The 23,021-nt window shown below is 71.2% G+C and carries 29 protein-coding genes and 1 pseudogene; 17 read left to right on the top strand and 13 right to left on the bottom strand.

Annotated elements, in window-relative coordinates; translation table 11 throughout:
• Window positions 1-3 precede the first annotated feature (3 nt).
• Complete coding sequence (locus tag ABD207_RS12375; RefSeq protein ID WP_344012477.1) at window positions 4-705, top strand: hypothetical protein; 702 nt, start codon at window positions 4-6, stop codon at window positions 703-705.
• 8 nt (window positions 706-713) lie between these two features.
• Here ABD207_RS12375 and ABD207_RS12380 read toward each other — a convergent pair whose 3' ends face one another.
• Window positions 714-1,151: a hypothetical protein gene (locus ABD207_RS12380; RefSeq protein ID WP_344012478.1), complete on the bottom strand. Its 438-nt coding sequence runs from the start codon at window positions 1,149-1,151 to the stop codon at window positions 714-716.
• Window positions 1,152-1,210: 59 nt separating this feature from the next.
• Window positions 1,211-1,942, bottom strand: a pseudogene (locus ABD207_RS12385) (DMT family transporter); the annotation flags it as partial.
• Window positions 1,943-2,135: 193 nt separating this feature from the next.
• On the opposite strand from ABD207_RS12385, the gene ABD207_RS12390 reads away from it, so the two are divergent.
• Together ABD207_RS12390 and ABD207_RS12395 are read left to right on the top strand one after the other, a co-directional pair.
• On the top strand, window positions 2,136-2,561 hold the full coding sequence (locus tag ABD207_RS12390; protein WP_344012480.1) for an Hsp20/alpha crystallin family protein: 426 nt from the start codon (window positions 2,136-2,138) through the stop codon (window positions 2,559-2,561).
• Window positions 2,562-2,665: 104 nt separating this feature from the next.
• Complete coding sequence (locus tag ABD207_RS12395; protein ID WP_344001819.1) at window positions 2,666-2,827, top strand: hypothetical protein; 162 nt, start codon at window positions 2,666-2,668, stop codon at window positions 2,825-2,827.
• 103 nt (window positions 2,828-2,930) lie between these two features.
• Here the strand turns inward: ABD207_RS12395 and ABD207_RS12400 are convergent, their stop codons facing one another.
• From ABD207_RS12400 to ABD207_RS12445, 10 genes are all read right to left on the bottom strand, one after another.
• Window positions 2,931-3,902: a hypothetical protein gene (locus tag ABD207_RS12400; RefSeq protein WP_344012481.1), complete on the bottom strand. Its 972-nt coding sequence runs from the start codon at window positions 3,900-3,902 to the stop codon at window positions 2,931-2,933.
• Window positions 3,903-3,910: 8 nt separating this feature from the next.
• The gene (locus ABD207_RS12405) at window positions 3,911-4,063 is read right to left on the bottom strand and encodes a hypothetical protein (protein ID WP_344012482.1); all 153 of its coding nucleotides are present in this window, start codon (window positions 4,061-4,063) and stop codon (window positions 3,911-3,913) included.
• Between the two features lie 121 nt (window positions 4,064-4,184).
• Window positions 4,185-4,553 (bottom strand): gas vesicle structural protein GvpA, encoded by a 369-nt coding sequence (locus ABD207_RS12410; protein ID WP_344012484.1) that lies wholly within the window; start codon window positions 4,551-4,553, stop codon window positions 4,185-4,187.
• 156 nt (window positions 4,554-4,709) lie between these two features.
• Entirely contained in the window at window positions 4,710-5,252 is a 543-nt protein-coding gene (locus ABD207_RS12415; RefSeq protein WP_344012486.1) for a putative immunity protein, read from the bottom strand.
• Between the two features lie 49 nt (window positions 5,253-5,301).
• The gene (locus ABD207_RS12420; protein WP_344012487.1) at window positions 5,302-6,123 is read right to left on the bottom strand and encodes a DUF8189 domain-containing protein; all 822 of its coding nucleotides are present in this window, start codon (window positions 6,121-6,123) and stop codon (window positions 5,302-5,304) included.
• A gap of 172 nt (window positions 6,124-6,295) precedes the next feature.
• A complete protein-coding gene (locus ABD207_RS12425; RefSeq protein WP_344012488.1) occupies window positions 6,296-6,691 on the bottom strand; it encodes a hypothetical protein in 396 nt (131 codons plus the stop codon).
• 211 nt (window positions 6,692-6,902) lie between these two features.
• Window positions 6,903-7,274 (bottom strand): ATP-binding protein, encoded by a 372-nt coding sequence (locus ABD207_RS12430; protein ID WP_344012491.1) that lies wholly within the window; start codon window positions 7,272-7,274, stop codon window positions 6,903-6,905.
• A 193-nt stretch (window positions 7,275-7,467) separates the two neighbouring features.
• Window positions 7,468-8,310: an RNA polymerase sigma factor SigF gene (locus ABD207_RS12435; RefSeq protein WP_344012492.1), complete on the bottom strand. Its 843-nt coding sequence runs from the start codon at window positions 8,308-8,310 to the stop codon at window positions 7,468-7,470.
• Window positions 8,311-8,391: 81 nt separating this feature from the next.
• The gene (locus tag ABD207_RS12440; protein WP_344012494.1) at window positions 8,392-8,655 is read right to left on the bottom strand and encodes a hypothetical protein; all 264 of its coding nucleotides are present in this window, start codon (window positions 8,653-8,655) and stop codon (window positions 8,392-8,394) included.
• 221 nt (window positions 8,656-8,876) lie between these two features.
• Entirely contained in the window at window positions 8,877-9,227 is a 351-nt protein-coding gene (locus ABD207_RS12445; RefSeq protein ID WP_344012496.1) for a hypothetical protein, read from the bottom strand.
• A 179-nt stretch (window positions 9,228-9,406) separates the two neighbouring features.
• Here ABD207_RS12445 and ABD207_RS12450 point away from each other — a divergent pair, with 179 nt between their 5' ends.
• The 4 genes from ABD207_RS12450 (at window position 9,407) to ABD207_RS12465 (ending at window position 12,448) form a co-directional block, all read left to right on the top strand.
• The gene (locus tag ABD207_RS12450; RefSeq protein ID WP_344012498.1) at window positions 9,407-9,901 is read left to right on the top strand and encodes a hemerythrin domain-containing protein; all 495 of its coding nucleotides are present in this window, start codon (window positions 9,407-9,409) and stop codon (window positions 9,899-9,901) included.
• 56 nt (window positions 9,902-9,957) lie between these two features.
• Complete coding sequence (locus ABD207_RS12455; protein ID WP_344012500.1) at window positions 9,958-10,107, top strand: hypothetical protein; 150 nt, start codon at window positions 9,958-9,960, stop codon at window positions 10,105-10,107.
• Window positions 10,108-10,364: 257 nt separating this feature from the next.
• Window positions 10,365-12,077: an aa3-type cytochrome oxidase subunit I gene (gene ctaD, locus ABD207_RS12460; RefSeq protein ID WP_344012501.1), complete on the top strand. Its 1,713-nt coding sequence runs from the start codon at window positions 10,365-10,367 to the stop codon at window positions 12,075-12,077.
• Window positions 12,074-12,448, top strand: a complete 375-nt coding sequence (locus tag ABD207_RS12465; RefSeq protein ID WP_344012503.1) for a hypothetical protein — start codon at window positions 12,074-12,076, stop codon at window positions 12,446-12,448. Before ctaD ends, ABD207_RS12465 begins: the two co-directional genes overlap by 4 nt.
• Before the next feature lie 49 nt (window positions 12,449-12,497).
• Here ABD207_RS12465 and ABD207_RS12470 read toward each other — a convergent pair whose 3' ends face one another.
• On the bottom strand, window positions 12,498-12,749 hold the full coding sequence (locus ABD207_RS12470) for a hypothetical protein (RefSeq protein ID WP_344012504.1): 252 nt from the start codon (window positions 12,747-12,749) through the stop codon (window positions 12,498-12,500).
• Window positions 12,750-13,120: 371 nt separating this feature from the next.
• Between ABD207_RS12470 and ABD207_RS12475 the strand changes: the two genes are divergently transcribed.
• The 10 genes from ABD207_RS12475 to ABD207_RS12520 form a co-directional block, all read left to right on the top strand.
• Window positions 13,121-14,269: a hemerythrin domain-containing protein gene (locus tag ABD207_RS12475; RefSeq protein WP_344012505.1), complete on the top strand. Its 1,149-nt coding sequence runs from the start codon at window positions 13,121-13,123 to the stop codon at window positions 14,267-14,269.
• An 80-nt stretch (window positions 14,270-14,349) separates the two neighbouring features.
• Complete coding sequence (locus tag ABD207_RS12480; protein ID WP_344012522.1) at window positions 14,350-14,898, top strand: GNAT family N-acetyltransferase; 549 nt, start codon at window positions 14,350-14,352, stop codon at window positions 14,896-14,898.
• Window positions 14,899-15,547: 649 nt separating this feature from the next.
• The gene (locus tag ABD207_RS12485) at window positions 15,548-17,035 is read left to right on the top strand and encodes an ATP-binding protein (RefSeq protein ID WP_344012507.1); all 1,488 of its coding nucleotides are present in this window, start codon (window positions 15,548-15,550) and stop codon (window positions 17,033-17,035) included.
• Between the two features lie 2 nt (window positions 17,036-17,037).
• On the top strand, window positions 17,038-17,460 hold the full coding sequence (locus tag ABD207_RS12490; protein ID WP_344012508.1) for a roadblock/LC7 domain-containing protein: 423 nt from the start codon (window positions 17,038-17,040) through the stop codon (window positions 17,458-17,460).
• Window positions 17,457-17,810, top strand: a complete 354-nt coding sequence (locus ABD207_RS12495; RefSeq protein ID WP_344012510.1) for a DUF742 domain-containing protein — start codon at window positions 17,457-17,459, stop codon at window positions 17,808-17,810. The genes ABD207_RS12490 and ABD207_RS12495 overlap by 4 nt, the downstream gene beginning before the upstream one ends.
• Entirely contained in the window at window positions 17,788-18,408 is a 621-nt protein-coding gene (locus ABD207_RS12500) for a GTP-binding protein (RefSeq protein ID WP_344012512.1), read from the top strand. Before ABD207_RS12495 ends, ABD207_RS12500 begins: the two co-directional genes overlap by 23 nt.
• Complete coding sequence (locus tag ABD207_RS12505; RefSeq protein WP_344012513.1) at window positions 18,405-19,640, top strand: cytochrome P450; 1,236 nt, start codon at window positions 18,405-18,407, stop codon at window positions 19,638-19,640. Before ABD207_RS12500 ends, ABD207_RS12505 begins: the two co-directional genes overlap by 4 nt.
• Window positions 19,637-20,854, top strand: a complete 1,218-nt coding sequence (locus ABD207_RS12510) for a cytochrome P450 family protein (protein ID WP_344012515.1) — start codon at window positions 19,637-19,639, stop codon at window positions 20,852-20,854. The genes ABD207_RS12505 and ABD207_RS12510 overlap by 4 nt, the downstream gene beginning before the upstream one ends.
• Before the next feature lie 276 nt (window positions 20,855-21,130).
• A complete protein-coding gene (locus tag ABD207_RS12515; protein WP_344012517.1) occupies window positions 21,131-22,198 on the top strand; it encodes a fatty acid desaturase family protein in 1,068 nt (355 codons plus the stop codon).
• A gap of 111 nt (window positions 22,199-22,309) precedes the next feature.
• Window positions 22,310-23,021: hypothetical protein (locus tag ABD207_RS12520; RefSeq protein ID WP_344012518.1), on the top strand; the 712-nt coding region annotated here is incomplete at its 3' end.

Raw genomic sequence — 23,021 nt, forward strand, 5'->3', positions numbered from 1 at the left:
ACCATGCCCCAGCACAATCCGTATGCGGTTCCGGACGAGCCCGGGCGCTTCGTGCCCGTCGAGGTCAGGGGCTGGCAGGACGGCTACGACGCCGGCATCAGCTCCCCGCCCCGCGTTCCCCCGACGCCGAGTAGGCGGGACCCCGGTTACATGGACGGCTGGACCAGGGGCGCGCAGGCGGGCAACGCCGACGGGCGGGCCGAGGGGTGGCGGTGGGCCTACTTCGACGGCGCCGTCCGGCCCGACCCCGGCGACGCGGGCGGGCGTTACGAGCACCGGGACAGCGGCGAGCAGGCGGCCGGGTCCGGCCAGGCCTTCACCCAGTGCTGGCCGGGTGTCGGTGAGCGGCCGCTGCTGGTGATGCTGGCGGCGTTCGCCCCCGGAGAGCACGGCGGGGAGGGTCTCACCGGCAGGGTGCTCGCCCGGGCGTGCGCGGACAAGGGCGTCACCCAGCTGTATCTGCCGGTGAGCCTTCAGCCCTCCCGGGCCCCGGACGAGGGGACCGGCGATCCCCTCACCAGCGCGGGCTACTGGCACGGCGCGGTCCACGAGTCCCTGGACGAGGCGGCGCCGGAGGCGATCGACCATGTGCTCGTGCGCGTCGTCCGCTTCGCGGCGCTCGTGCGGTACCGGCCCGCGGCCGAGCACGACTTCTTCGACCTGCTGCCGGTGCACGACATGATGCCGCCCGGCCGCCTGCCCTGACCCGGGGGTCAGCGGCGCCTGCGCCTCAGCCCCTCGGCCAGGAGGGAGAGGCCGATGCCCAGGATCCACACGTCCTTGGCGAGGGGAATGCCCTGCTCGGTGGGGAGCACGCTGCCTTCCCGCCGCATGCCGGGAGTCCTCAGGTAGAGCCCCAGTGTGCCGGCGGAGAACGCGGTCACCGCCGTGCCCGCGACCGCGGCGGGGACGACCGGCAGCAGCAGGGCGGCGGCGATGGCGACCTCTCCCGCGGAGAGCAGCCGTACGAACCGCTGGGCGTCCAGCTTGTTGAGGAACGGGTAGGTGCCGGCGGCGAACTGGTGAAGTTGCTCGGCCGTGGCGTCGTCCGCGCCGCGTTTGGACAGTCCGGAGTTCAGGAAGAATGCGCCGACCGTGAGTCTGAGCGGGAGCTGCCGTGCTGCGGAGCGCCATCCTCGTCGAACTGCCATGCCAGGTCTCCTTACGCCGTTCACCCCCGTCCTCCAGGCTGACACCGGCTGGGCACATGTCAAACGGAGGCGATCGGCCGGTCGCGGGAGCCGGCGGGCGCTTCTCCCGTGGCGGGACCGCCCGGGGGTCCCGGACCGCCGGAGGCGGGGGCTCCGCGGTACACCATGATCACTGCCACCAGACCGAGGGCCAGACCGGCGGCGGTCTGCGGGCCGAGCGGCTCGGCGAACATCAGGGCTCCCCAGACTGCCGTGACCGGCGCCATGAGGAACATCAGCGTGTTGACCTTGGTGACTCCGGAGCGCTTCAGGATGAGCCAGTACAGCCCGTATCCGCCGAAGGTCGGCAGGACGACGAGCCAGGTGATCGCGGTCCAGAACGCCGGCCGGGCGGGCGGCGCCGCGGCGCCCGCGGTCACCGCGAGTGCGGAGAAGACCGCCGCGCTCGTCACGCAGTGAACGGTCATCGAGACGACGGGATCGACCGACGTGCGGGAGCGGCCCTCGAAGAAGGTCGCCGCCACCAGCGAGAGCATGCCGAGGAAGGGGACGAGGTAGGCCCATGAGGGTGCTCCGGTACCGGCCGTGGCGTCGGCCAGGGTGACCACGAGGGCGCCGCTCACGCCCAGGCAGAGTCCGAGCCACTGCCTGGCTGAGACGTACTGGCGCAGCAGGGGTCCGGCGAGGGCGCCGGCGACCAGGGGCTGGACACCGTCGATCAGGGCCGTGGTGCCGCTGGAGACGCCGAGCTGGATCGCGTAGGAGACGGTGAGCAGGTAGCCGCTCTGCGACTGCATGAGTTGTGTCGTTTCATCGATGGGTCGACTCGTCCTCCGCGAACCAGCGGCAGGTGCCTGACCCAGCCCTCGAGTTGAGTCTCTTCCTGTCAACTTCAGCCAGTAGCCACTTGTCAATTTTCTTGCCGTTGGCTATATGGATGGACTGGTGCATCCGTTCAGGGACTTGGAGGGTGAGAACGTGGTCATGCCTGCGCGGACCGGCGCTCTGGGCGATCTCGACCGGCTCGTGCGACAGCTCGCGCACACCGTCGCCGACTCGGCCGGCACCGTCATACCGGCGGACGCCTGGCGGGACGACGAGGCGCTGTACCTGCAGTTCGACCTGCCGGGCATGGACCGCTCCAGCATCGAACTGACGACGGAGCAGAACACGCTCACTCTCACCGCGGAGCGGCCCTCACCGGTCCCTGCCGGTGCCCGGGCGCTGCTCACCGAGCGGCCGACGGGACGGTTCACCCGCCGCCTGCCGCTCTCGGAGAGTGTGGACGTCGAGGCCGCCGAGGCGGTCTACGACAACGGGGTCCTCACCCTGCGCATCCCGCTGGCCGCGCATGCGAAGCCCCGGAAGATCGCCATCTCCGGCGGCTCGCCCAAACAGCTCACGTCCTGACGGGACCCGAACAGCTCACGTCCCGGAGGAAGCTCACGTCCCGAAGGAAGCAGTCCGGACGCACGTCAACGGAGAAGTCGAGAAGTCTGGAAGGAGGTTGCACGGTGAGCGCCCTGCTGTGGCTGCTCATTCCCCTGATCACCGGTATTGCCGCCAGTATCTGGGCCTGGAGCGCCGGACGCCTCGATCCCGGCCCGCCCGATCACGACACCTGGGAGGACCTGGACCGCTACCAGCGGATGCGGACCGTCCTCGGGCATCACTGATCACGCATCACTGATCACGCATCACTGATCACGCATCACTGACCACGCATGACTGATCACTGATCACGCGCGGTGGACGGCGGCCGCGACCGGGCGAGGGGGCTCAGCCGAACCGCAGGATGCGCCGAACGACGGAGTTCTCCGGCCCGTTGGCGCGGCCGACCGACCACACCGCCTCCGTGCCCGGCACCGGTGCCAGCCGCAGCGTGCGGGACTGCCCCTCCCCCGCCACCGCCGGTTCGTCGTGCCCGGTGAACGACTGGCCGTTCCAGGAGAGGAAGTCCGGGCCGGGAATCAGCGGCGGGCTGCTGCCGGGCGGCCGCGGCCCCCACTTCTGGGAGCCGTCCACCGAGACCCAGGCCGGCGCACCGGACCCGTCGGCGGCCAGGGAGCTGATCGAGCCGAAGTCGGTCGGCACGGTCACCCTGCTCCAGGTCTCCCCGTCCCAGCGGACCAGCAGGGGCGGAATGGGCCGGCCCGGCGGGCCTCCGACGAACCCGGCCGTGCCGCCGGCCCACACCTCCGTCGGCGAGACCGCCGGCACGCTGCCCACGGCCGAGCGGGGTCCGCCGTACACGATCGTCTGCTGCCACGCCTGCCCGTCCCAGTGGGGCACGGCCGCTCCCGCCGCGGTGGCGCCCGCCGCCCAGACGTCGTCGGCGGCCCGGACATGGAGCCCGTACACCGAGCCCGGCGGCACGGGCAGCTCCTGCCAGCAGCTCCGGTCCCGGCGCAGCAGGGCCTGCTCCCCGTCCCGGGTACCGATCAGACAGGTCTCACCTCCGCCGGAGACCACCTTGGACAGCTGCACGCCCGGTGGCGGCGGGCACTCGTGCCAGGCGGCGCCGTCGCGGCGGAGCAGCCGGGTGCCGCCGGAGGCGTCGCGGCCCACGGCCCAGACCTTCTCGGGTGAGGTCCCGGCGATGGACAGCAGCTCTCCCTGCCAGCCGGTGCCGGGCAGGGTCTGGCGCTGCCAGGCAGCCCCGTCCCAGCGCAGCATCAGCAGGGAGCCGGGCGTGTTGCGGGCGGCGCCCTCGGTGCCGACCGCCCATCCCCGGTCCGGGCCGAAGGCCACGGCCTCGTTCAGCCCTGCTTCCGGGCGCACTTCCGCCGGGACCGGGACGTGCTGCCAGGAGGGACGTGCTGCCAGGAGGAGGGCTGTGCCGCGGCCGAGGTCATGGCGGCCGCGACGGTCATGGCGATAGCGAGCACCGCGATGAGAAGCCGGCGTGCCATGGTCAGCCTCCCAGTACTCGCTCATCACGGGATCCGCGGAACTGGCGTGGGCGCACAAGGCATTGGCGTTCGGCCGCCGTGAACAGTCGTCATTCGGCCGAAGCGAAGCAGCCGCCCGCGTTCAGCGCTTCGGTTCCTCGTCGCGGGTCTGCTGGAAGGCGTCCGAGATCGCCTCCACGGCTCCGGACAGGACGCCCTTGGTCTTGCCGTAGGCCCCGGACTCGGTCATCCGGCCCGGGAGTTCGGTCAGTCCGGCCGGCTTGCGCGGTCCCGACTCGAGGTCGAGCCGGTTGCAGGCCTCGGCGAAGCGCAGGTAGGTGTCGACGCTGGCCACCACGACCCGGACGTCGATCTTGAGTACCTCGATGCCGATGAGGGAGACCCGCACGAAGGCGTCGATCACCAGCCCTCGGTCGAGGATCAGCTCCAGTACGTCGTAGAGGCCGCTGGAGCCTCCTCCGCCGCCGCCCTGCCGTGCGACCGTGGTCATCCTGTCCGCCCTTTCCCGTGCCGCGCCCTGGCGTTCGAGGTCCGGGGGCTCGATGCGGGGGTCACCCGCTCTGCTGACGCGGTCTCATGGCGCGTCCCGGTGCGGGGTTCGCCTCAGCGGCCCTCGGGACACTCCGGCTACCCCCGCTCGGGCGTGTCACGCAGGCGGTGTGCGCAGCGAGGCGTCCAGGTCTGCCATGAGCTGCGCGGTACGGCTTCTGCCGCGGGGCGCCGGAGGGTACCGCTCGAGGATGCCCCTGAGGGCGGGTGTGGCACGTGCGCGGGCCTCTTCGAGGGCCTTGTCGCAGGCAGCGGGGTCCTCGCCCGCGCGGATCTCGGCGATGCGTGCCGCGTTGGCGGCGGCCCGCAGGATGTGGCCCACCTGGTGGGCCTTGGCGATCGGATGCAGATAGGCGGCGGACGCGGCGTCTCCGGCGGCCTGGGCGGCGAGCCGGGCAGTCTCGGTGGCCGCCTCCTGCGCCGCCCGGTGGGCGTCCATCGAGGCGACCCGCTGAAGTCCCGTTCTGGGGGCACCGTCGATGAACTCCCGTGCCGCGTCGACGGCCGCTCGTGGCCGGCCGTCGTCCGGATGCGCCTCCTCGAACAGCGGCAGCAGTTCCTGCGCCGTGTCGGCGACATAGCGCGCCACGACACGCAGTTCGCCCATGGTCAGCTCGAAGTCCCCGTGCACGCTCGTCACGAGTGTGATCGTCGCACAGGCGGCACAGGGCAGGGACAGCTACTGCCCCTCACGTGTCCAGACGATTGCGGTAGAACCGGTTGTCGGTCCCGCGCACGAACAGGTGCACCGCGCCGTTGAACACCACGGGAGCGGGCCTCGAGAGGGTCATGCCGCTGCCTTCGACCTCAACCCATGGGGCACCGAAGTGGTCGCCGTCGCCGGTATTGCGGTAGATCCGGTTGTCGGTCCCGCGTACGAACAGGTGCACCGAACCGTTGAACGCAACAGGGGCCGGCCCCGAGCTCGTCAGTCCGCCGCCCTCGACCTCGGCCCAGCCGCTGAACGGCTGTCCTCGAGGTGCGCGGTTGTGATAGATGCGGTCGTCGGTCCCGCGCACGTACAGATGCAGAACGTCTCCGACCATGACGGCGCCCGGCTCCGAGCTCGTCAGTCCGGCGCCCTCGACCTCGACCCATGTACCGAACGGCGTGTCGGACCGGGCTTGGTTGTGGTAGATGCGGTCGTCGGTCCCGCGCACGAACAGGTGCAGATCGGGACCGTCGCCGAGGGCAGCCGGCGCCGAACCCGTCAGCCCTCCGCCTTCGACTTCCACGAAATCCGGTGTGCCGGCACCCCCGTTGTAGATCCGGTCGTCCATGCCGCGGACAAACAGAACACCCGCGTCGTGAAAGAGGCTGTAGGCCGGTTCGGATGCACTGAATCCATCCAGGTTGTTCTCCCAGGTGCCGAACGGCCCTCCATCGGACACGTTGATGTAGACGCGATTGTCGAACCCTCTGGCTGCGAGACGTATCCTGTCTCTGCTCACAATGCCGGCGGGCCCGGACGGCGTCGCTCCGCCGCCCTCGATTTCGGTCCAGGCGCCCATCTGACTTCTCCTCATGCGTCGGTGCTCGGCGATCCTGATGCCCTTGATCCACTTCGACGGTCGGGCGTTGTCCCGGCCATGCCCGGGGCATGGAGCCGGTAGCGACCCAGCGGAGACAGTCGCGTTGATCGGGGCCCGGCAGGCGATGCAGTCGTTGGTGAACTGGCGTTTCTCACCTGCGTGTGCAAGTCCCGCGAGCCGGCCGGCGGCCACGTCGGCGACACCGGCAGGGACGGCTCGGGTGGCGTTCATCTCCCATTATCAGCGTGTCCGGCAAGGCCCGCGCGGCGAGCAGCCCGGCGCGAGACAGTCCGCCCATCATGCGCCTGAGCCGGTTCGGATGGCCCGTCGCGGTCAGGCGTCGGCGCCCGCGGCGGCGGGGTGCGGCCACGTTGTCGTGCAGGGCGGACCTGCCCGCCGTGAGGATGCGCAGCGCGCGGGGGAAGTCGTGCAGTTGCTCGGCGAGGATGTCCAGGCCGGTGACCAGGGAGGCGGCGGGCACCTTGCGGGCCTGAAGCAGGTGGGCGGTCCAGGTGAGGAAGGTGATGAAGACCTCGGCGTCGTCCACGTAGAGGGCGGTGGAGTGCGGCTGCGCGGACGGGGCCGTGGGAGGCGTCTGCCGGTGGCGGTGAGACGCCGCAGGGCCGGGCGGCCGCGGCGGCGGTGAGAGGCCGGGGGTCCCGGCGGCCCGGGCGCCGGTGGGATGACGAAAGGCCGGGCGGCCGCGGGAGGCGGCGGTCCGGCCTGCATTCACCTCGCGATGAGGACGCTTCGTCGCTTCAGAGCGCGATGCGGGCGGTGACTCGCTTGCCGTTGGGTTCGCCCTGGATGTCGATGTCCTGACTCAGTGCGGCGACGATCTCCAGTCCGTGCTGGCCCACCCGGGTCGGATCGGCCGCGCGCTGGGTGGGCATGACACGCTCGCCGTCCCGGACGGTGATGGACAGCATGCCCTGGGCCACGGTCAGCGACAGCTCCACCGGAGGGGATCCGTACTTGATCGCGTTGGTGACCAGCTCGCTCACCACGAGCTGCACCGCCTCGGCCGTCCGGGGCGGCACGGGCGGGCCGGACGCGGGCAGGCCGGCGAGGAAGCGGAGGGCGAAGCGGCGCGCCTCCGCCACGGGGAAGTCCGCGTGTTCGAAGGTCACGGACACGCCGGTCCCGCCCACGCCCCGCTGGGCCCGGGCCCCGTTCAGTACCTTGTCGCCGTCCGGCACAACCTTCGCGCCCCCGTGAGCACGGAACACCTGCGCCTTCCGTGCGGTCAGAACACTTCTCGCCCCTGAGACAGTACCCACCGCCATGCGGCCGCCGCGGCGGGGTCGCGGCCGGCGGGCCGGGTCAGGGGGCGGCCAGCATACCGTCCCGCAGACGGGCCAGAAGGCGGGAGATCAGCCGGGAGACATGCATCTGGGAGACGCCGAGGCGTTCGCCGATGTCCTTCTGGGTGAGCTCCTCCACGAAGCGCCAGTGCAGGATCTGCCGGTCGCGTTCGCCCAGCCCGGCGATCATCGGCGCCAGGGCGTGGAAGTCCTCGACCAGTTCCAGGGCGGCGTCGTCGGAGCCGATGAAGTCCGCCAGGGCGGCCTCGCCGTCCTCGCTGCCGTGGATGGTCGCGTCGAGGGATGCGGAGTTGTAGCCGTTGGACGCCAGCCGGGCCTCGACGACCTCCTCCTCCGAGAGGCTCATCAGCTCGGAGAGTTCCTTGGTCGTGGGGTTGCGGCCGAGCCGGCTGCGCAGCTCCTCCGTGGCGCGGGCCAGCTGCACCCGGGCCTCCTGCAGACGCCGGGGCACGTGCACGGCCCAGGAGGTGTCGCGGAAGAAGCGCTTGATCTCCCCCACGATGTACGGGACGGCGAAGGAGGTGAACTCCACCTCGCGGGTCAGCTCGAACCGGTCGATGGCCTTGATCAGACCGATCATGCCGACCTGGACGATGTCCTCCATCTCCTCCGGGCCGCGGCTGCGGAACCGGGAGGCCGCGAAGCGGACGAGAGACATGTTCATCTCGATCAGCGTGTTGCGCGCGTACTGGTACTCGGGGGTCCCCTCCTCCAGTACGGCGAGCTGGTCGAAGAACAGCCTGGACAGCTCCCGCGCGTCCCTGGGCGCCACCTTCGACGGTTCGGTCATCTCAGGCATCTCGGTGGAGCGCCCGGCGGTGGTCCGCACGGTCGTCTGCATGTGGTCCCTCCCGGTGTTCGGCCGCCGGACGGTACCCGGCGGCCAGAGCTGTCCGTATACCCCCGCTTCGGGGGTGCATGCCTAGCGGTTTCGCTCCGGTGCAGATGCAGCCGAAAGGGACGCGGGAACACCGTCGGACGCCGCGCGGGGCGGGCCCGCCTCCCAGAGGCACCAGGTCGACCACAGCAACAGTACGAGAAGGGCGACGAGCAGCCCGAGCAGGGTGAGCGTCTGCCGTGCCGTTCCGCCGCCCTGGAGCACCGTCAGCAGCAGACAGAAGGTCCAGGCGGCCACACCGCCCGCGTACAGCGCCCTGAGCTGCCGCAGCTGACCCGTCGACTTCATTTCCCCACCTACCGAGCGCCGGGTGCCGGATGCGAGTGCCGAGCACCGAAGTGCCGGAGTACCGAAGTGCCGGGACGTTCGGTTTGCCGGGGCGTTCGGTGATCGCCGCCGTCCCGGTACCCCGTCCGCTCGGTTTCATGGCGGCCGGGGCGACGGGGCCGCGGTGCCGGGGCGGCAGAGCCGCGGTGCCGGGGCGGCCGGGCCGTGGATGAGGGGCGGGCTCAGGCGGCCGCGGTGTACGCCGTCGTCGCGATGGCGGTGTCGGTGCGGGCGTGGACGACGAGGCGGATGCCGCTGGTGTCGGCGTCCTCCTCGAGCCTGCGGCGGGCCAGGGCGCTGTGCGTGGCCACGGACATCATGATGCCGAGGCTGCTGCACAGCCGGTGGGCCCGCAGGACGACGCCGAGTGCGGTGCGGTTCGCGGCCGGATCGGCCAGGATGATCACTACGGGGGCAGGCTTGCAGGCGTGCACCAGATCGGTGATTTCCGTGAGAAGAGCGCCCCGGCCGCCGTCCACCACGTCGTGGATCGAGAGGACGAGCACGCCTTGTTCCAGTGCATGTGAAAGCATGATTCGCTTCACCGTTTCCTGCTGGGCCTTGCTTCACGCATGCATCCCCGCATGCCCCGGGAGTCGTCGGTCACACCGCCGGACCCGGAACGAAATGGACGGAACGGGAAGTACTCGATGCGCTTCGACGGGGCAGACGGTAGGGGCCAGATTCCCCCGCACCCGAGGAGTACCGCCTCATGCCCCAGACGCAGGACGTCGTCGAGCTCATCCTCCAGGACCACCGTCGCATGGAGGATCTGTTCCGGCAGATGCGAAGTGTCGAGGCCGACCGCGCGGCCGCGCTGCGCGAGTTCTCGGCCCTGCTGATCGCCCACGCGGTGGCCGAGGAGAAAGAGGTCTACCCGGCGCTGAAGCGCTACAAGGACATCGACGACGAAGAGGTGGAGCACGGCGAGCACGAGCACGACGAGGGCAACGAGGCGCTGCTCGGGCTTCTCGAGGTCGAGGAGGCCGGGTCCGAGGAGTGGGACTCGAAGCTGGAGGAGCTGGTGGAGGCCGTCACGCACCACACGGACGAGGAGGAGCGCACGATCCTCAACGGGGCGCGGGAGAACGTGGCGATGTCGCGCCGGGAGGAACTGGGCGCGGCGTTCCGGGACGAGCGCGAGCGTCAGCTGAAGGCCGACTGCGGGCGCGTGGAGAACGTACGGCGCATCGTGCACTCGTCCTGACGTCCGTCAGTGCCCGTGACGTAGAGCCGTAGGGCGGGCTCGGTGGTGAGACGGGTGTGTCCGCCGTGGCCGCCGAGATGGAGTGCGACGAGATCGGCGGCGGGGAAGCGCCGGGCGATGCGGGCACGGCGCCCGAACGTGACGAGGTGCCCCGGACGACCCCGTCGCAGGCGGAGGGCGAGGACACGGAGCAGGGCGAGACGTAGGCGGGCGCCGGACGGGCGGACGGCTGGTCCGGCGCCGAAAGTCCTACCATCCGCTCTGACGGCCGCACGCCACCCGGACGAATGGTCTCTGCGTCCAATGGGGTCACGGACAGCGCGCAGCGGAAGCGGCCGGGGCGGAAGCGCGGCTACCTTGCGCTGGGCTGATCCCCGCTGACGGGACAGTCCTTCGCGGGAGGTGCCCGAGGCCCGCCCCGCTGCTGATGCCGTTCATGCGCTGCTGCCGATAGAGGTATCCGATGGCGACCCAGACCGAGCCCGTTGCTCCAGTTCCGGTGGCCGAGCGCCATGGCCGCGGCCGCGTGATCATCTCCTGGCTGAGTACGACCGATCACAAGAAGATCGGCCATCTCTACCTGATCACGTCGTTCGCGTTCTTCCTGATCGGGGGGGTCCTGGCCATGGCCCTCCGGGCGGAGCTGGCCCGCCCGGGAACGCAGCTGCTGTCGAACGAGCAGTACAACCAGGCGTTCACCATGCATGGCACGGTGATGCTGCTGCTGTTCGCCACTCCGACCTTCGCCGGGTTCGCCAACGCGGTCATGCCGCTGCAGATCGGTTCCCCGGATGTGGCCTTCCCCCGGCTGAACATGTTCTCGTACTGGCTGTTCCTCTTCGGAGGGCTCATCGCGATCAGCAGCCTGATGGTTCCCGACGGCGCGGCCGACTTCGGCTGGACCGCGTACACCCCGCTGAGCGGAGGCGAGCGGACCCCTCAGCTCGGCGGTGATCTGTGGATCATGGGGCTGGCCCTGGCCGGGTTCGGCACCATCCTCGGTGCCGTCAACTTCATCACCACGATCATCTGCATGCGGGCCCCGGGCATGACGATGTTCCGGATGCCGATCTTCACCTGGAACGTGCTGCTGACCTCGGTGCTGGTCCTGCTGGCCTTCCCGGTCCTCGCGGCCGCGCTGTTCGCCCTGGAGGCGGACCGGAAGTTCGGTGCGCACATCTACGATCCGCAGAACGGCGGGGCGCTGCTGTGGCAGCACCTGTTCTGGTTCTTCGGCCATCCCGAGGTCTACATCCTCGCCCTGCCCTTCTTCGGCGTGGTCACCGAGATCCTTCCCGTCTTCTGCCGGAAGCCGATCTTCGGCTACATGGGTCTGGTCGGTGCCACCATCGCCATCACCGGTCTGTCCGTGTCCGTGTGGGCGCACCACATGTTCGCCACGCAGGCGGTGCTGCTGCCGTTCTTCTCCTTCATGAGCTTCCTGATCGCCGTCCCCACCGGAGTGAAGTTCTTCAACTGGGCCGGCACGATGTGGAAGGGCTCGCTCTCCTTCGAGCCGCCCATGCTGTGGGCGGTGGGCTTCCTCGTCACCTTCCTCTTCGGCGGTCTGACCGGTGTGCTGCTCGCCTCGCCGCCGCTGGACTTCCACGTCACCGACAGCTACTTCGTGGTGGCGCACTTCCACTACGTGCTGTTCGGCACGATCGTCTTCGCGATGTTCGGCGGCTTCAGTTTCTGGTGGCCGAAGATGACCGGGACCATGCTCGACATGCGGCTGGAGAAGGTGCACTTCTGGACGCTGTTCGTCGGGTTCCACACGACGTTCCTGGTGCAGCACTGGCTCGGTGCCGAGGGCATGCCGCGCCGCTACGCGGACTACCTGGCCGCCGACGGCTTCACCGCCCTCAACACCGTCTCCAGCATCGGCGCCTTCCTCCTCGGCCTGTCCACGCTGCCCTTCCTGTACAACGTGTGGAAGACCGCTCAGCACGGCAAGCGGGTCGAGGTGGACGATCCCTGGGGCTACGGCCGTTCTCTGGAGTGGGCGACGTCGTGCCCGCCGCCCCGCCACAACTTCGTCACTCTGCCGCGCATCCGGTCCGAGTCCCCGGCCTTCGATCTGCACCACCCGCACCTGGCGGAGCTGGACGAGTCGGAGAACCTCGGCAAGCGCGACGCCGTGCCCGCCGACAGCCACAAGGGCGAGTCGCGATGAGACGCGGCGAGCGAGAGACGCCGCCGGACGGGCTCGGAAGCGCCCTGGCCGTGCGGGTCGAGGGGTATCTCCTGGCCCACACGCACCACGAGCAGGCCCATCGGGAGGCCGAGAGCCTGTGCGCCCGGCTGCCCTGGCTGACCACCGCTCAAGCGGAGGACGTCACTCGTCAGTACGTGCGTCAGCGCATCGAGCTGACCCGGCGGATGCTGCAGATGACGCTTGAGCGGGCCGATCAGCTGCGGGGCGAGTACGAGGCGCGGTACGCGGTGCTGCGGCGCGATCTGCTCCGGCGGCACACCGCATTCGCGTGCGCCGTCGTCGTCTGCTCGGCGGCACTGAGCACGGCGGTCTGTCTTCTCGGCCGTTAGCCGCGTCCTCGAGGTGGGGCTGCCGCTGCCCGCAAGACGGGACGGGCGCTCAGCGGCCGAAGGCGTCCGCGCGGCGCACCGGGGCGGCGGCCGGGTGACGGCCGGCCCGGAGTCCGGCGTGCCGTAGCCCGGGGCCTGGGCCGCCGCGCGCGGCCACGGCATCGTCGCCGATGCCGTGGCGAAGGCGTAGACGGTCTTGTGGCAGCACGTCCACGACGAGTTCGCGGCGGGGCCAGGTGGAGGGCGGGGCACCGACGCCGGTCGCGTTCTCCAGAATCTGGTCGCTGGTGAGCCAGGACACGGGCCGGTACAGGGGAGTCGGGACGGCTGGTGATCACCTGCTCGTACTTCTCGCCGAGGGTCATCGCGACGCTCCGGCCGCGCCGGCGGCCAGGCCCTGCCAGAGTGCTCGTCCGATCATGGCGGGCGGGTATCCGTGACGCCGCTGCTCACCCACTCCCCTGCCCCGCTGACGCGCCGACCGGCGGCGAGGGGCGCCGTCAGCGGCGAGGGGGCGTTGCCGTCATGGGCACGGCCGGGTCCCCCGCCGGTTACCGGCCGCACACGAGCATCGCGGCGGCCGCGAGGGGTACCTGGCCCGTGCTCGCGTGGGCGACCCACCACGCGTGGGACCACGGCGACGGCGGGTCCGTGAGCGGAGAGGAGCGACCCGTGACTGTGAGCATCGAGGAGCAGACGGTCGAGCAACTGGGCGGTCCGGCCAGCGTGCTGGCCCGGCAACGACGCGATCATGCGGAGATGGACCGGCTGATGGACCGCTGGGGCGCTCTGGCCGACGGTGAGGAGCGTGAGCGGGTCCTGAAGGAGATCGTGCAGCTGGTCTTCAGCCATGCCTTCGCCGAGGAGACCGTGCTGTGGCCGGCCGTACGGCGGTCGGTCCAGGGAGGGGACGAGCTGACGTCCCTGGTCGAGGAGGAGCACCAGGAGATCAACGATCTCGTCGCGAGGATCGAACGCCTGAGCCCGGGGTCGTCCGAGCGGGAGGAGAAGGTGCGCCGGGTCTTCGCCCTGATCCGGCAGGACATCCGCGACGAGGAGGATGTGGTCCTGCCGCGGCTGCAGGAGTCCCTCCCCGCCGCGCAGCTGCGCCGGCTCGGCACGGCGTGGGACACGGTGCGGCGGAGTGCGCCCACGCATCCCCACCCTGTCATCCCGAGGCGCCCGCCCGGCAATGCGCTCCTGGGGGTGCCGCTCAGTGCCTACGACCGGATCCGGGACGCGGTCGGAGCGGGCAAGGCCCGGAGCCGGTCGAGCGGGACGGCGGGCGGCACCGGCGACGCCGAGACGCGGCAGAGGAGGCAGAAGAGGCTCGAGATCTTCCTCAACGATCACCTGGCCGGGGCGGCGGCCGCCGCGGAGCTGGCCCGGCGGATGGTGCAGGAGCACGGTGACGGCCGGTACGGCGACACGCTGAGGGACATCGCGAGGCAGTGCGGGCAGGACCGGCTGGCGCTGCAGCGGCAGCTCGGCGAGCTGGGCATCCCGGTCAAGCACTACAAGGTGTACGGGGCCTGGCTGGGCGAGAAGGCCGGACGGCTGAAGCCCAACGGCCGGCTGCTGCGCGGTTCCGGGCTCTCGCTGCTGGTCGAGCTGGGTGTGCTGCGGCTGGCGGCGCAGGGCAAAGCACTGTGCTGGCGCGCCCTGCTCGCCGCGGCACGGCGGGACACCCGGCTGGATGCGGCCCGCCTGGAGGAGCTGCTGCGCAGGGCGGAGCGGCAGATGGAGACGCTGGATGCGCTGCACGACGAGGCCGCGGGGGCGTTGCTGGCCGATGCGGCAGCGGCAGGGCACGGCGCGTGAGCAGCCTGCTGTGACGGTGGCGAGGCGCCCGGCTCGCGATCTCGGCCTGCCGCATGGCGGTCTGCGGTACGTTGCGCGCCATGACCGGACTCGGAGCCGCTGCCTGGCCGCCTGAACCGATACGGACCGAACGGCTCGTGCTGCGCGCGTCGCAGGCCGGGGACCGTGCGGCGTTCGTCGAGCTGTTCGCGTCCCCGGAGGTGCGCGCGTACCTCGGGGGCTCTCGTCCGCGTGACGAGCTGGAGCGGGCGATGCCGCCGGTGCCCGGGCGACGGCCGGGGGTGTTCGTGGTCGAGCTCGACGCCGCGATGATCGGCACGGTCACGATCGAGCGGCGGGACGCGGAGCGGCCGGGGCACATCCGTCCCGAGGGCGGTGAGGCCGAAATCGGCTACATGTTGCTGCCGCAGGCGTGGGGTCAGGGCTATGCGGCCGAGGCGTGCTCGGCCGTTCTCGAATGGTTCTTCGGCGTCTGCCCCGGCGAACCGGTGCTGCTGTGCACGCAGTCCGCCAACGAACGCTCGGTGCGTCTCGCCGGAAAACTGGCATTCACCGAGGTCCGGCGCTTCGAGGAGTGGGGTGCCGAGCAGTGGCTGGGTGTCCGGTTCCCGGCTGAGGGTCCCTGCTGAGCATGCCCCGGGGCGCCGACGTATTCTTCGGGTTTCAACCGCTTGCCGGATGAGCAGCACGGCCCATTACCAGGATCCGGCGCGGAGCGCCAACTCTTTGTTCAGCCAAAGCGAGTTGACCGCCAAGTGGCATTTTCCGCCCATACCGTCAGCGGTGTCCGGCCGGCGCCGTCACCGGGCTGCCACGAGGCGTGAGCAGGAGCGGTATGGTCCCTGCCGAATGCCACCAGCACATGCGCAAGCCGCAGGTCGGTGGCGGCACAACCGTGCTGCCTCGAACCCGCGCGTCGCCGCTTCCTCGCTCATGCACGCCCTCGTCCGGGACCAGGAGATCCATGTCGCGCGCCCTCGCCGCTGTCCGCCCAGCTGAGTCGTCGGTCTCCGCGTGCCCGGCGGGGAAACGGTCCCGGGCGACGCTGCGTTAGGGCGGCCCGAAGGTGACCGGCCGTGGCAGGACGTCCGCTCCACCGCCGCCGCAGACGGGCGGCGCCGGTGTCGCATCCGCCGGAGGCGGGCCGGTCGGTTCCGTGCGCCGGGTTCGTCCGGCCGCGCGGGGCCGCGGCCGGCTTCCGCTCTTCCCCAGGCCACCGGCCCAGGCCCGCCCACGATCCCCGCACTCCGACGGCTTCCCCCCTCTCGTGAGGACCTGATGATCGAACTCATAGTGACCGCCGCCGCGTTGCCGGCGCTGGCCGGTGCCGGATCCGCCTGGCACTTTTGGCGCAAAAGCGATCGCGCCGAGCGTCAGGCCGAGCTATTGCGCGGCCACAACGACCGGCTCACCCAGCAACTCGTCGCCGCCGAGCAGTGCGTGGGGCACTTGGCGGCCACGGTGGTTCCGGCGGCCGTGAGCGACGGTCAGTCCCGTGGCGGGCATGGCGGCGGGCTCGTCGTACCGCCGCATCTCGACGGCACTCCGCTCGCCGATCATCTGCGCGCCCTGCCGGGTGCGGTGACCGCCGCGGTGCAGGAGGTCCGGGCGCAGGAGCGTGCGGCCGCCGCCCGTGCCGCCGAGGAGGTCCGGCAGGAGGCCGCGCGCCAGGTCGAGCAGGTGCGGCAGGAGTCGGTGGGTGTGGCGCGGGCCGCGGTGCGCGGCTTCGCCAACAATGTGGTGGCTCGTGCGGCGCGGCTCGGCCGGGCCGTCAGCCAAGGTGTGCGGCGGCACGTCTCGGACGAGGCGTACGCGACGCTGGTGGAGATCGACCATCTGGCGCAGCAGATGCTGCTGACCGCCTCGGGGTACGCCGTGCTGGCCGGTGACAAGCTCTCCCGGCGCTGGCCCGCCACGACGCTGACCGACATCGTGCAGGCGGCGATGGGCCGGATCGAGGGGTACGAGCGGATCAAGCACCCGGATATGGGGTCCGTCGCGGTCGAGGGGCGCGCGGTGGAGGCGGTGGTGCACACCCTCGCCGTGCTGCTGGACAACGCGCTGCGCTACTCGCCGCCGTCGGCGAGTGTGCATGTCTCCCTGGAGCAGGGGCACCACGCCTGTTTCCTGATCGTCGACGACGCCGGGCTGCGCATGGACGACGAGCGCCTGCTGTGGGCGAGCGATGTGATGTCCGGCAAGCAGCGCGACGACATCACCCGTCTGGGCGCCCACCCCCAGACCGGGCTGCGGGTGGCGTCCGTGCTGGCGGAGGACTACGGGTTCCGGGTCGAGCTGACCGCGCCGAACATCTATCAGGGCACGCGCGCCATGCTCGTCCTGCCGAAGCAGCTGCTGACCTCTCCGGCTCCGGCGGCTCCGGCCGAGCCCGCCTCCCGCGCGGCCTCCCGCGCGGCCTCCCGGTCCGCCGAGCAGGGTGCCGCCGGCTCCGGCTCTCCGGCGGTCACCGGATCCTCCTCCCCCGCTGCCGCCGGGGCGGACGCCGGTGCCGCCGCACAGCCTGCCTCCGCCGCCAAGTCCGAGCCGGTCGCGGCCCCGCCGGCCAGGACGGCCAGCGGGCTGACCGTGCGCAAGCGCGCCAAGGCCTCCGCGGTGCCGCGGAGCACGTCGGCCGAACCTCCCGCCGCCGGGCCGGGCCGTCCCGCGATCGCCGCGGCGTGGGCCGAGGGGACCCGCCGCGGCCGTATGGACGACACCTCCCAGACGCCCGCCGGACACGACGCCGCACACGACGAAGGAAACTGACCGTGCAAGACACACACTCCAACAGCCTGGGCTGGCTGCTCGACCAGGAACTCGGCACCGTCGAGGGCGTCCGCTACGCGGTACTGATGAGCAGCGACGGGCTGCTGAAGGCCCGGACCGAGACGATCAGTCAGGACGACGGGGAGAAGTTCGCCGCGCTCACGGCGGCGCTGCGGGCCGCGGGCAAGGCCTGGGACGAGTTCACCGGCGGTCAGGGCATGCGCCAGCTGCTCATCGAGTCGGTCGGCTGCATCGGCCTGACGACCACCGCGGCGAAGAACACCATGCTGTCGGTGTGCACCACCGGACCGGACGCCGATGTGGGGCTGATCTCCCATCACATGGTGCGGCTCGCCACCCGGGTGGGGCACGAGCTGGGCGTCGCCGACCGGGTGCCGGCCACGGACGGCGGCTCACCGGCATGACGGGGCCGCGGCGTGACCCCGACATGGTCAGGCCCTATGTCCGCACCGGCGGTCAGGTCCGTGCCCGTGACGACGTCCGACTGGAGAGCGTGCTCGTCGCCGCCAACGCGCCCACCGAGGGCCTGAGTCCGGACGCCCGCCGGGTGATGCGGCTGTTCGCCGGGGCGGGCGGCGGCCTGGCCGTCGCCGACATCGCCGCCGCGCTGGAGCTGCCGCCGTCGACGGTGCGCATCCTCGTCTCCTCGCTGATGGACTCCGGCCACCTGACCGCCCCGGTCGCGGCGGCCGGCCATCAGCCCGACTTCGACCTGCTGCAGGAGGTGCTCCGTGGACTCCGCTCCATGGTCTGACCCGCCCGTCACCTACGTCCCGTCCACGGTGACGCGGTCGGCCAAGATCGTCGTCGCGGGCGGCTTCGGCGTCGGCAAGACCACGCTCATCGGCAGCGTGTCGGAGGTGAAGCCGCTGCGGATGGAGGAACCCATCACCCAGGCCAGCGTCGGGGTGGACGATCTGCGCGGCACTCCGGAGAAGACCACGACCACCGTGGCGATGGACTTCGGCCGCATCCACATGGCCGGCGGCCGGCTCGCGCTGTATCTGTTCGGGCTGCCCGGGCAGGCGCGCTTCCAGCCGCTGTGGGAGGACCTGACCGAGGGCGCGCTGGGCTGTCTGGTCCTGGCCGACACCCGCGACCTCGACGCCTCCCACGACGCGCTGGGCCTGCTGGAGAGCTGCGGCGTGCCGTACGCGGTCGCCATCAACGCCTTCCCGGACGCACCGAGTTACCCCGAGGCCGAGCTGCGTGAGGCCCTCGCCCTCGACCCCGGCACTCCCCTGACGGTCTGCGACGCCCGCGACCGCACCTCGTCCCTGCACGCCCTGATCACGCTCACCGAGTATCTCTCCGAGCGTCGCTCGGCCGCCCTTCTGGAGTCCCGACGATGACGATGCCTTCCGCCGAGTCCGCGCCGGCCGGTGAACCGGAGCGGATCGCCCTGTACTCCCCGGAGTTCGCCGCCGATCCGCACGCCATGTACCGGCGCATGCGCATCAGCCACGGCCCGCTCGTCCCGGTGGATCTAGCTCCCGGGGTGCCGGCGACCCTGGTGATCGGCTACTACCAGGCGCGCCGCATCCTCAACGATCCGCTGCACTTCCCCGCCGACCCGCGGGCCTGGGAGAAGCTGATACCCAAGTCGTGCCCGGTGCGGCCGATGATGGAGTGGCGTCCCAACGCGCTGCGCTCCAGCGGCGCCGAGCACGCCCGCTACCGGGCGGCGAACACCTCCGCCATCGACGCGGTCGACCAGCACCAGCTGCGGGCCCTGGTGGAGAAGGTCGCCTCGGGTGCCATCGCCGACTTCCGCGCGGCGGGCGAGGCGGATCTGCTGACGCAGTACTCGTTCCCCATCGCCTTCCGGGTGCTGAGCGCGCTCCTTGGCTGCCCGGACGAGATCGGCCGGCGCATCGCCGACGGCATGGCGAGGATCTTCGAGACCACGGACGCCGAACGCGGCAACCAGATCCTGAGCCAGGCCGTCCTGGACCTGGTGACCCTGCGCCGGCGGGAGCCCGGAGACGACATCACCTCCCGGCTGATCTCGCACTCCGCGCGGCTGGACGACGAGGAGATGGGCCATCAGCTGGTCACCCTCTACGGCGCGGGCATCGAGCCGCTGACCAATCTGATCAGCAACACCATCCTGAAGATCCTCACCGACGAGGACTTCTCCGCCGATCTGCACGCCGGGCTGTCCACGGTGCGCGACGCCCTCGACGCCGTCCTGTACACCGACCCGCCGATGGCGAACTACTGCATCTCCTATCCGCCGTATCCGATCGACGTGGACGGGGTGCTGCTGCCGGCCGATCAGCCGGTGGTGATCTCCATGGCGGCCGCCAACAACGACCCGGCCCTCACCGCGGGCGTGCCGGAGGGCCGGCTGACCGGCAACCGGGCCCATCTCGCCTGGAGCGCCGGCCCGCACACCTGTCCCGCGCGTTCGCACGCCTACCTCATCGCGGAGACCGCGATCACCTATCTGCTCGACGCGCTGCCCGAGACCGATCTCGCCTGCCCGGCCGGCGAACTCACCTGGCGCCCGGGCCCGTTCCACCGGGCTCTGGAGTCCCTGCCCGTCACCTTTCCCGCCGCACGCACAGGAGTGCCGTCATGACCAAGCAGCCCCCGCTCGTCCTCGACCCCGCCGGTGCCGACCACTACGCCGAACACCGCGCCCTGCATGCCCGCGGCCCCGCCACCCGAGTGGACGTACTCGGCGTCGAGGCCTGGTCGGTGAGCGATCCGGCGCTGCTCAAACAGCTGCTGACCAGCCCGGACGTGTCCAAGGACGCCCGCGCGCACTGGCCCGCCTTCGAACAGGCGGTCGCCACCTGGCCGCTGGCGCTGTGGGTGGCGGTGGAGAACATGTTCACCGCGTACGGTCCCGACCACCGCAGGCTGCGCCGGCTGGTGGCGCCCGCCTTCAGCTCCCGCCGGATCGACGCCATGCGGCCGGCCGTCGAGAAGATGGTGACGGACCTCGTGGACCGGCTGGCGTCGCTGCCGGAGCAGGAGCCGGTCGATCTGCGCCAGGAGCTGGCCTACCCGCTGCCCATCGGGGTGATCGGACATCTGATGGGCGTGCCGGAGAGCCGCCGGGGCGACTTCCGCGCCGTCGTGGACGGTGTCTTCGACACCACGCTGAGCCAGGAGGAGGCGCAGGCCAACACGGCCCGCCTGTACGCGCATCTGGACGAGCTGATCGCCGCCAGGCGCAGCGAGCCGGGGGACGACATGACGTCCCTGCTGATCGCCGCGCGGGACGACGAGAGCGACGGTGCCCGCCTGTCGCCGACCGAGCTGCGCGACACCCTGCTGCTGATGATCAGCGCCGGCTACGAGACCACGGTCAATGTCATCGACCAGGCGGTCTGCACCCTGCTGACCCGCCCCGACCAACTGGAGCTGGTCCGCAAGGGCACGGTCACCTGGAACGACGTGGTGGAGGAGACGCTGCGGCACGAGCCGGCCGTCAAACACCTGCCGCTCAGGTACGCGGTCAACGACATCCCGCTGCCCGACGGGCAGACCATCGCGCGCGGCGAGGCGATCCTCGCCTCCTACGCCGCCGCCAACCGTCACCCCGACTGGCACGACGACCCGGACAGCTTCGATGCGACCCGCACGGTCAAGGACCACCTGGCGTTCGGCCACGGCGTGCACTTCTGCCTCGGCGCTCCGCTCGCCCGCCTGGAGGTCGCCCTGGTGCTGGAGCACCTCTTCGACCGCTTCCCGGACATCCGCCTCGCCGTGCCGGCCGAGGAGCTGCAGCCCCTTGGCTCCCTCATCAGCAACGGGCACCAGAGTCTTCCGGTGCATCTGCGCTGAGCAGCGACCGCCGAGACCAGCACGCGCCGCCGCCCGCCGACCGGGTGGCGGCGCGTGCTCGTTGCGCTCCTGGTCGTCCCGCCTCGACCTGCGGATACCCCCACCACCGGCGTGCGGCTCACCCCCCGGGCTTCCGGGTGGTGACTGCACGATCACCCGGGTGGTGGCTCCATGGTCCGGCAACTCCACCGGTCCGTACGGTCGTTCAGGCCGGGCGGTGCGGCAGGGCGCTGCACTCCGCATCGCCGCCGTCCACCGACCTCACGGAGTGCCTGCATGTCGTTGACCGCCGAGACCGGGCCGCCCCGCCCGGAGAGCGCCGCCGCACCTCTTCCACCGGAACGGGGCAGCGAGTTCACGCCCCTGCTGCGCGACATCAAGGAGCGGGGGCTGCTGGGCCGACGCACCGGCTGGTACGCGCGCACCATCCTGGTCAACGCGCTCTGCCTGGCCGCCGTCGTCACCGGCATGGCGCTCCTCGGCGGTTCGTGGTGGGTGCTCGCGCTGGCCCCCGTGCTCTCCGTCCTGTGCGCCCGTACGGCCTTCATCGGCCATGACGCCGGCCACGCGCAGATCAGCGACAGCCGCGCCGCCGGCCGCCGCATCGGGCTCGTCCACGGCAATCTGCTGCTCGGCATGAGCTACGCCTGGTGGAACGACAAGCACAACCGGCACCACGCCAACCCGAACCACATCGACAAGGACCCGGACGTCGCCGCCGACGTGCTGGTCTTCACCGGTGAGCAGGCCGCCGGCCGGACGGGTTTCCGGGGCTGGCTCGCCCGGCACCAGGCCTGGCTGTTCTTCCCGCTCACGCTCCTCGAGGGCCTGGCGCTGAAGGCTTCCGGCGTGCGGCACCTGCGCCGGATGCGGGGCCGTGAGCGCCTGGTGGAGGGCGCGCTGCTGGGCGCGCATGCCGTCCTGTACCTCACCCTGCTCCTGACCACGATGCCGCTCGCGCAGGCGCTCCTCTTCGCCGCGCTCCACCAGGCCCTGTTCGGGCTGCACCTGGGCATGGCCTTCGCGCCCAACCACAAGGGCATGGAGATGCCCGACCCGGAGGGTGAGAAGTGGGGGCATCTGCGCCGCCAGGTCCTCACCTCGCGCAACATCCGGGGCGGCGCCCTCACCGACTGGTTCCTCGGCGGTCTGAACTACCAGATCGAGCATCACCTGTTCCCCAGCATGCCCCGCCCGCATCTCCGGCTCGCCCAGTCCCGGGTGAAGGCGCACTGCCGGGACCTGGGCATCCCCTACGCCGAGACCGGTCTGATCGACTCCTACCGTCAGGCGCTGCGCCACATGCACGAGGTGGGTGAACCGCTGCGGGCCAGCACTCGCTGAACTGCTGTGTCTCCGACCAGAGTTGCCGTGATGAGCGCGAGGCATGCTTCCGGGAAGTGCGGTACAGGGGTTGCTTCTTGACGCCGCCCGGTGGCGGGCGGAGCATGGCTCATGCTGTTTCGCTCCCCGGTGACGCAGAACAAGGCTGTCGCGAGGCGCATGCGTGGCTTCTTCCGGCGGCTGCCGTCCGGGCTCGACGACCCCCGTGCGGTCGCCAAGGAGTACGGGCAGTATCTGTGGGATGCCGGGCCCCACCGGCTGGTCGATCAGAAGAAGCTCTCCCGGTCCCGCTTCTATGTGGGGCTGTCCGTCGAGGAGACGGGCCTTGCGGAACTCACCAAGCGCGCCACGCTCATCTCCGACACGCTGCTGCTGACGCATCACCGGCAGTCCCCGTATCACGAGCTCGGCCATGGCGCCTCGCACCCGGTCACCTTCGACATGGCCGACGCCGTATCTCCCCTCGCGACCAACCCTTACACCGTCCACTACGGGATGAACTGCCCCAGCCTCGAATCGCTGGGCCGGTGGATCCTGGCCTCCGAGCCGCTCCTCACGGCGGGGCTGGCCTGGTACCTGCCGAGCTTCACCACCAAGGTGAGCAGAGGGCCGGAACCGCCCCGGCGGGTTGAGGCGGTGGACTATCTGATCAGGGACGGCCGGGTCGTCGACGCCTCGGGGGCCGAGCCGATCAAGGGGCGGCTGGTGCGGCCGGTCTGCCGGATGGACCTGCCGTTCCTCGACGGCGTCGGTCTGGCGGACTTCAGAGGCTGTTGTCGTTCCGATCTTGAGGGATGCGTTTCGAACGGGAGTCTCGATCGGG

The organism is Streptomyces thermospinosisporus (assembly GCF_039526425.1).
Taxonomy (GTDB): domain Bacteria; phylum Actinomycetota; class Actinomycetes; order Streptomycetales; family Streptomycetaceae; genus Streptomyces; species Streptomyces thermocarboxydovorans.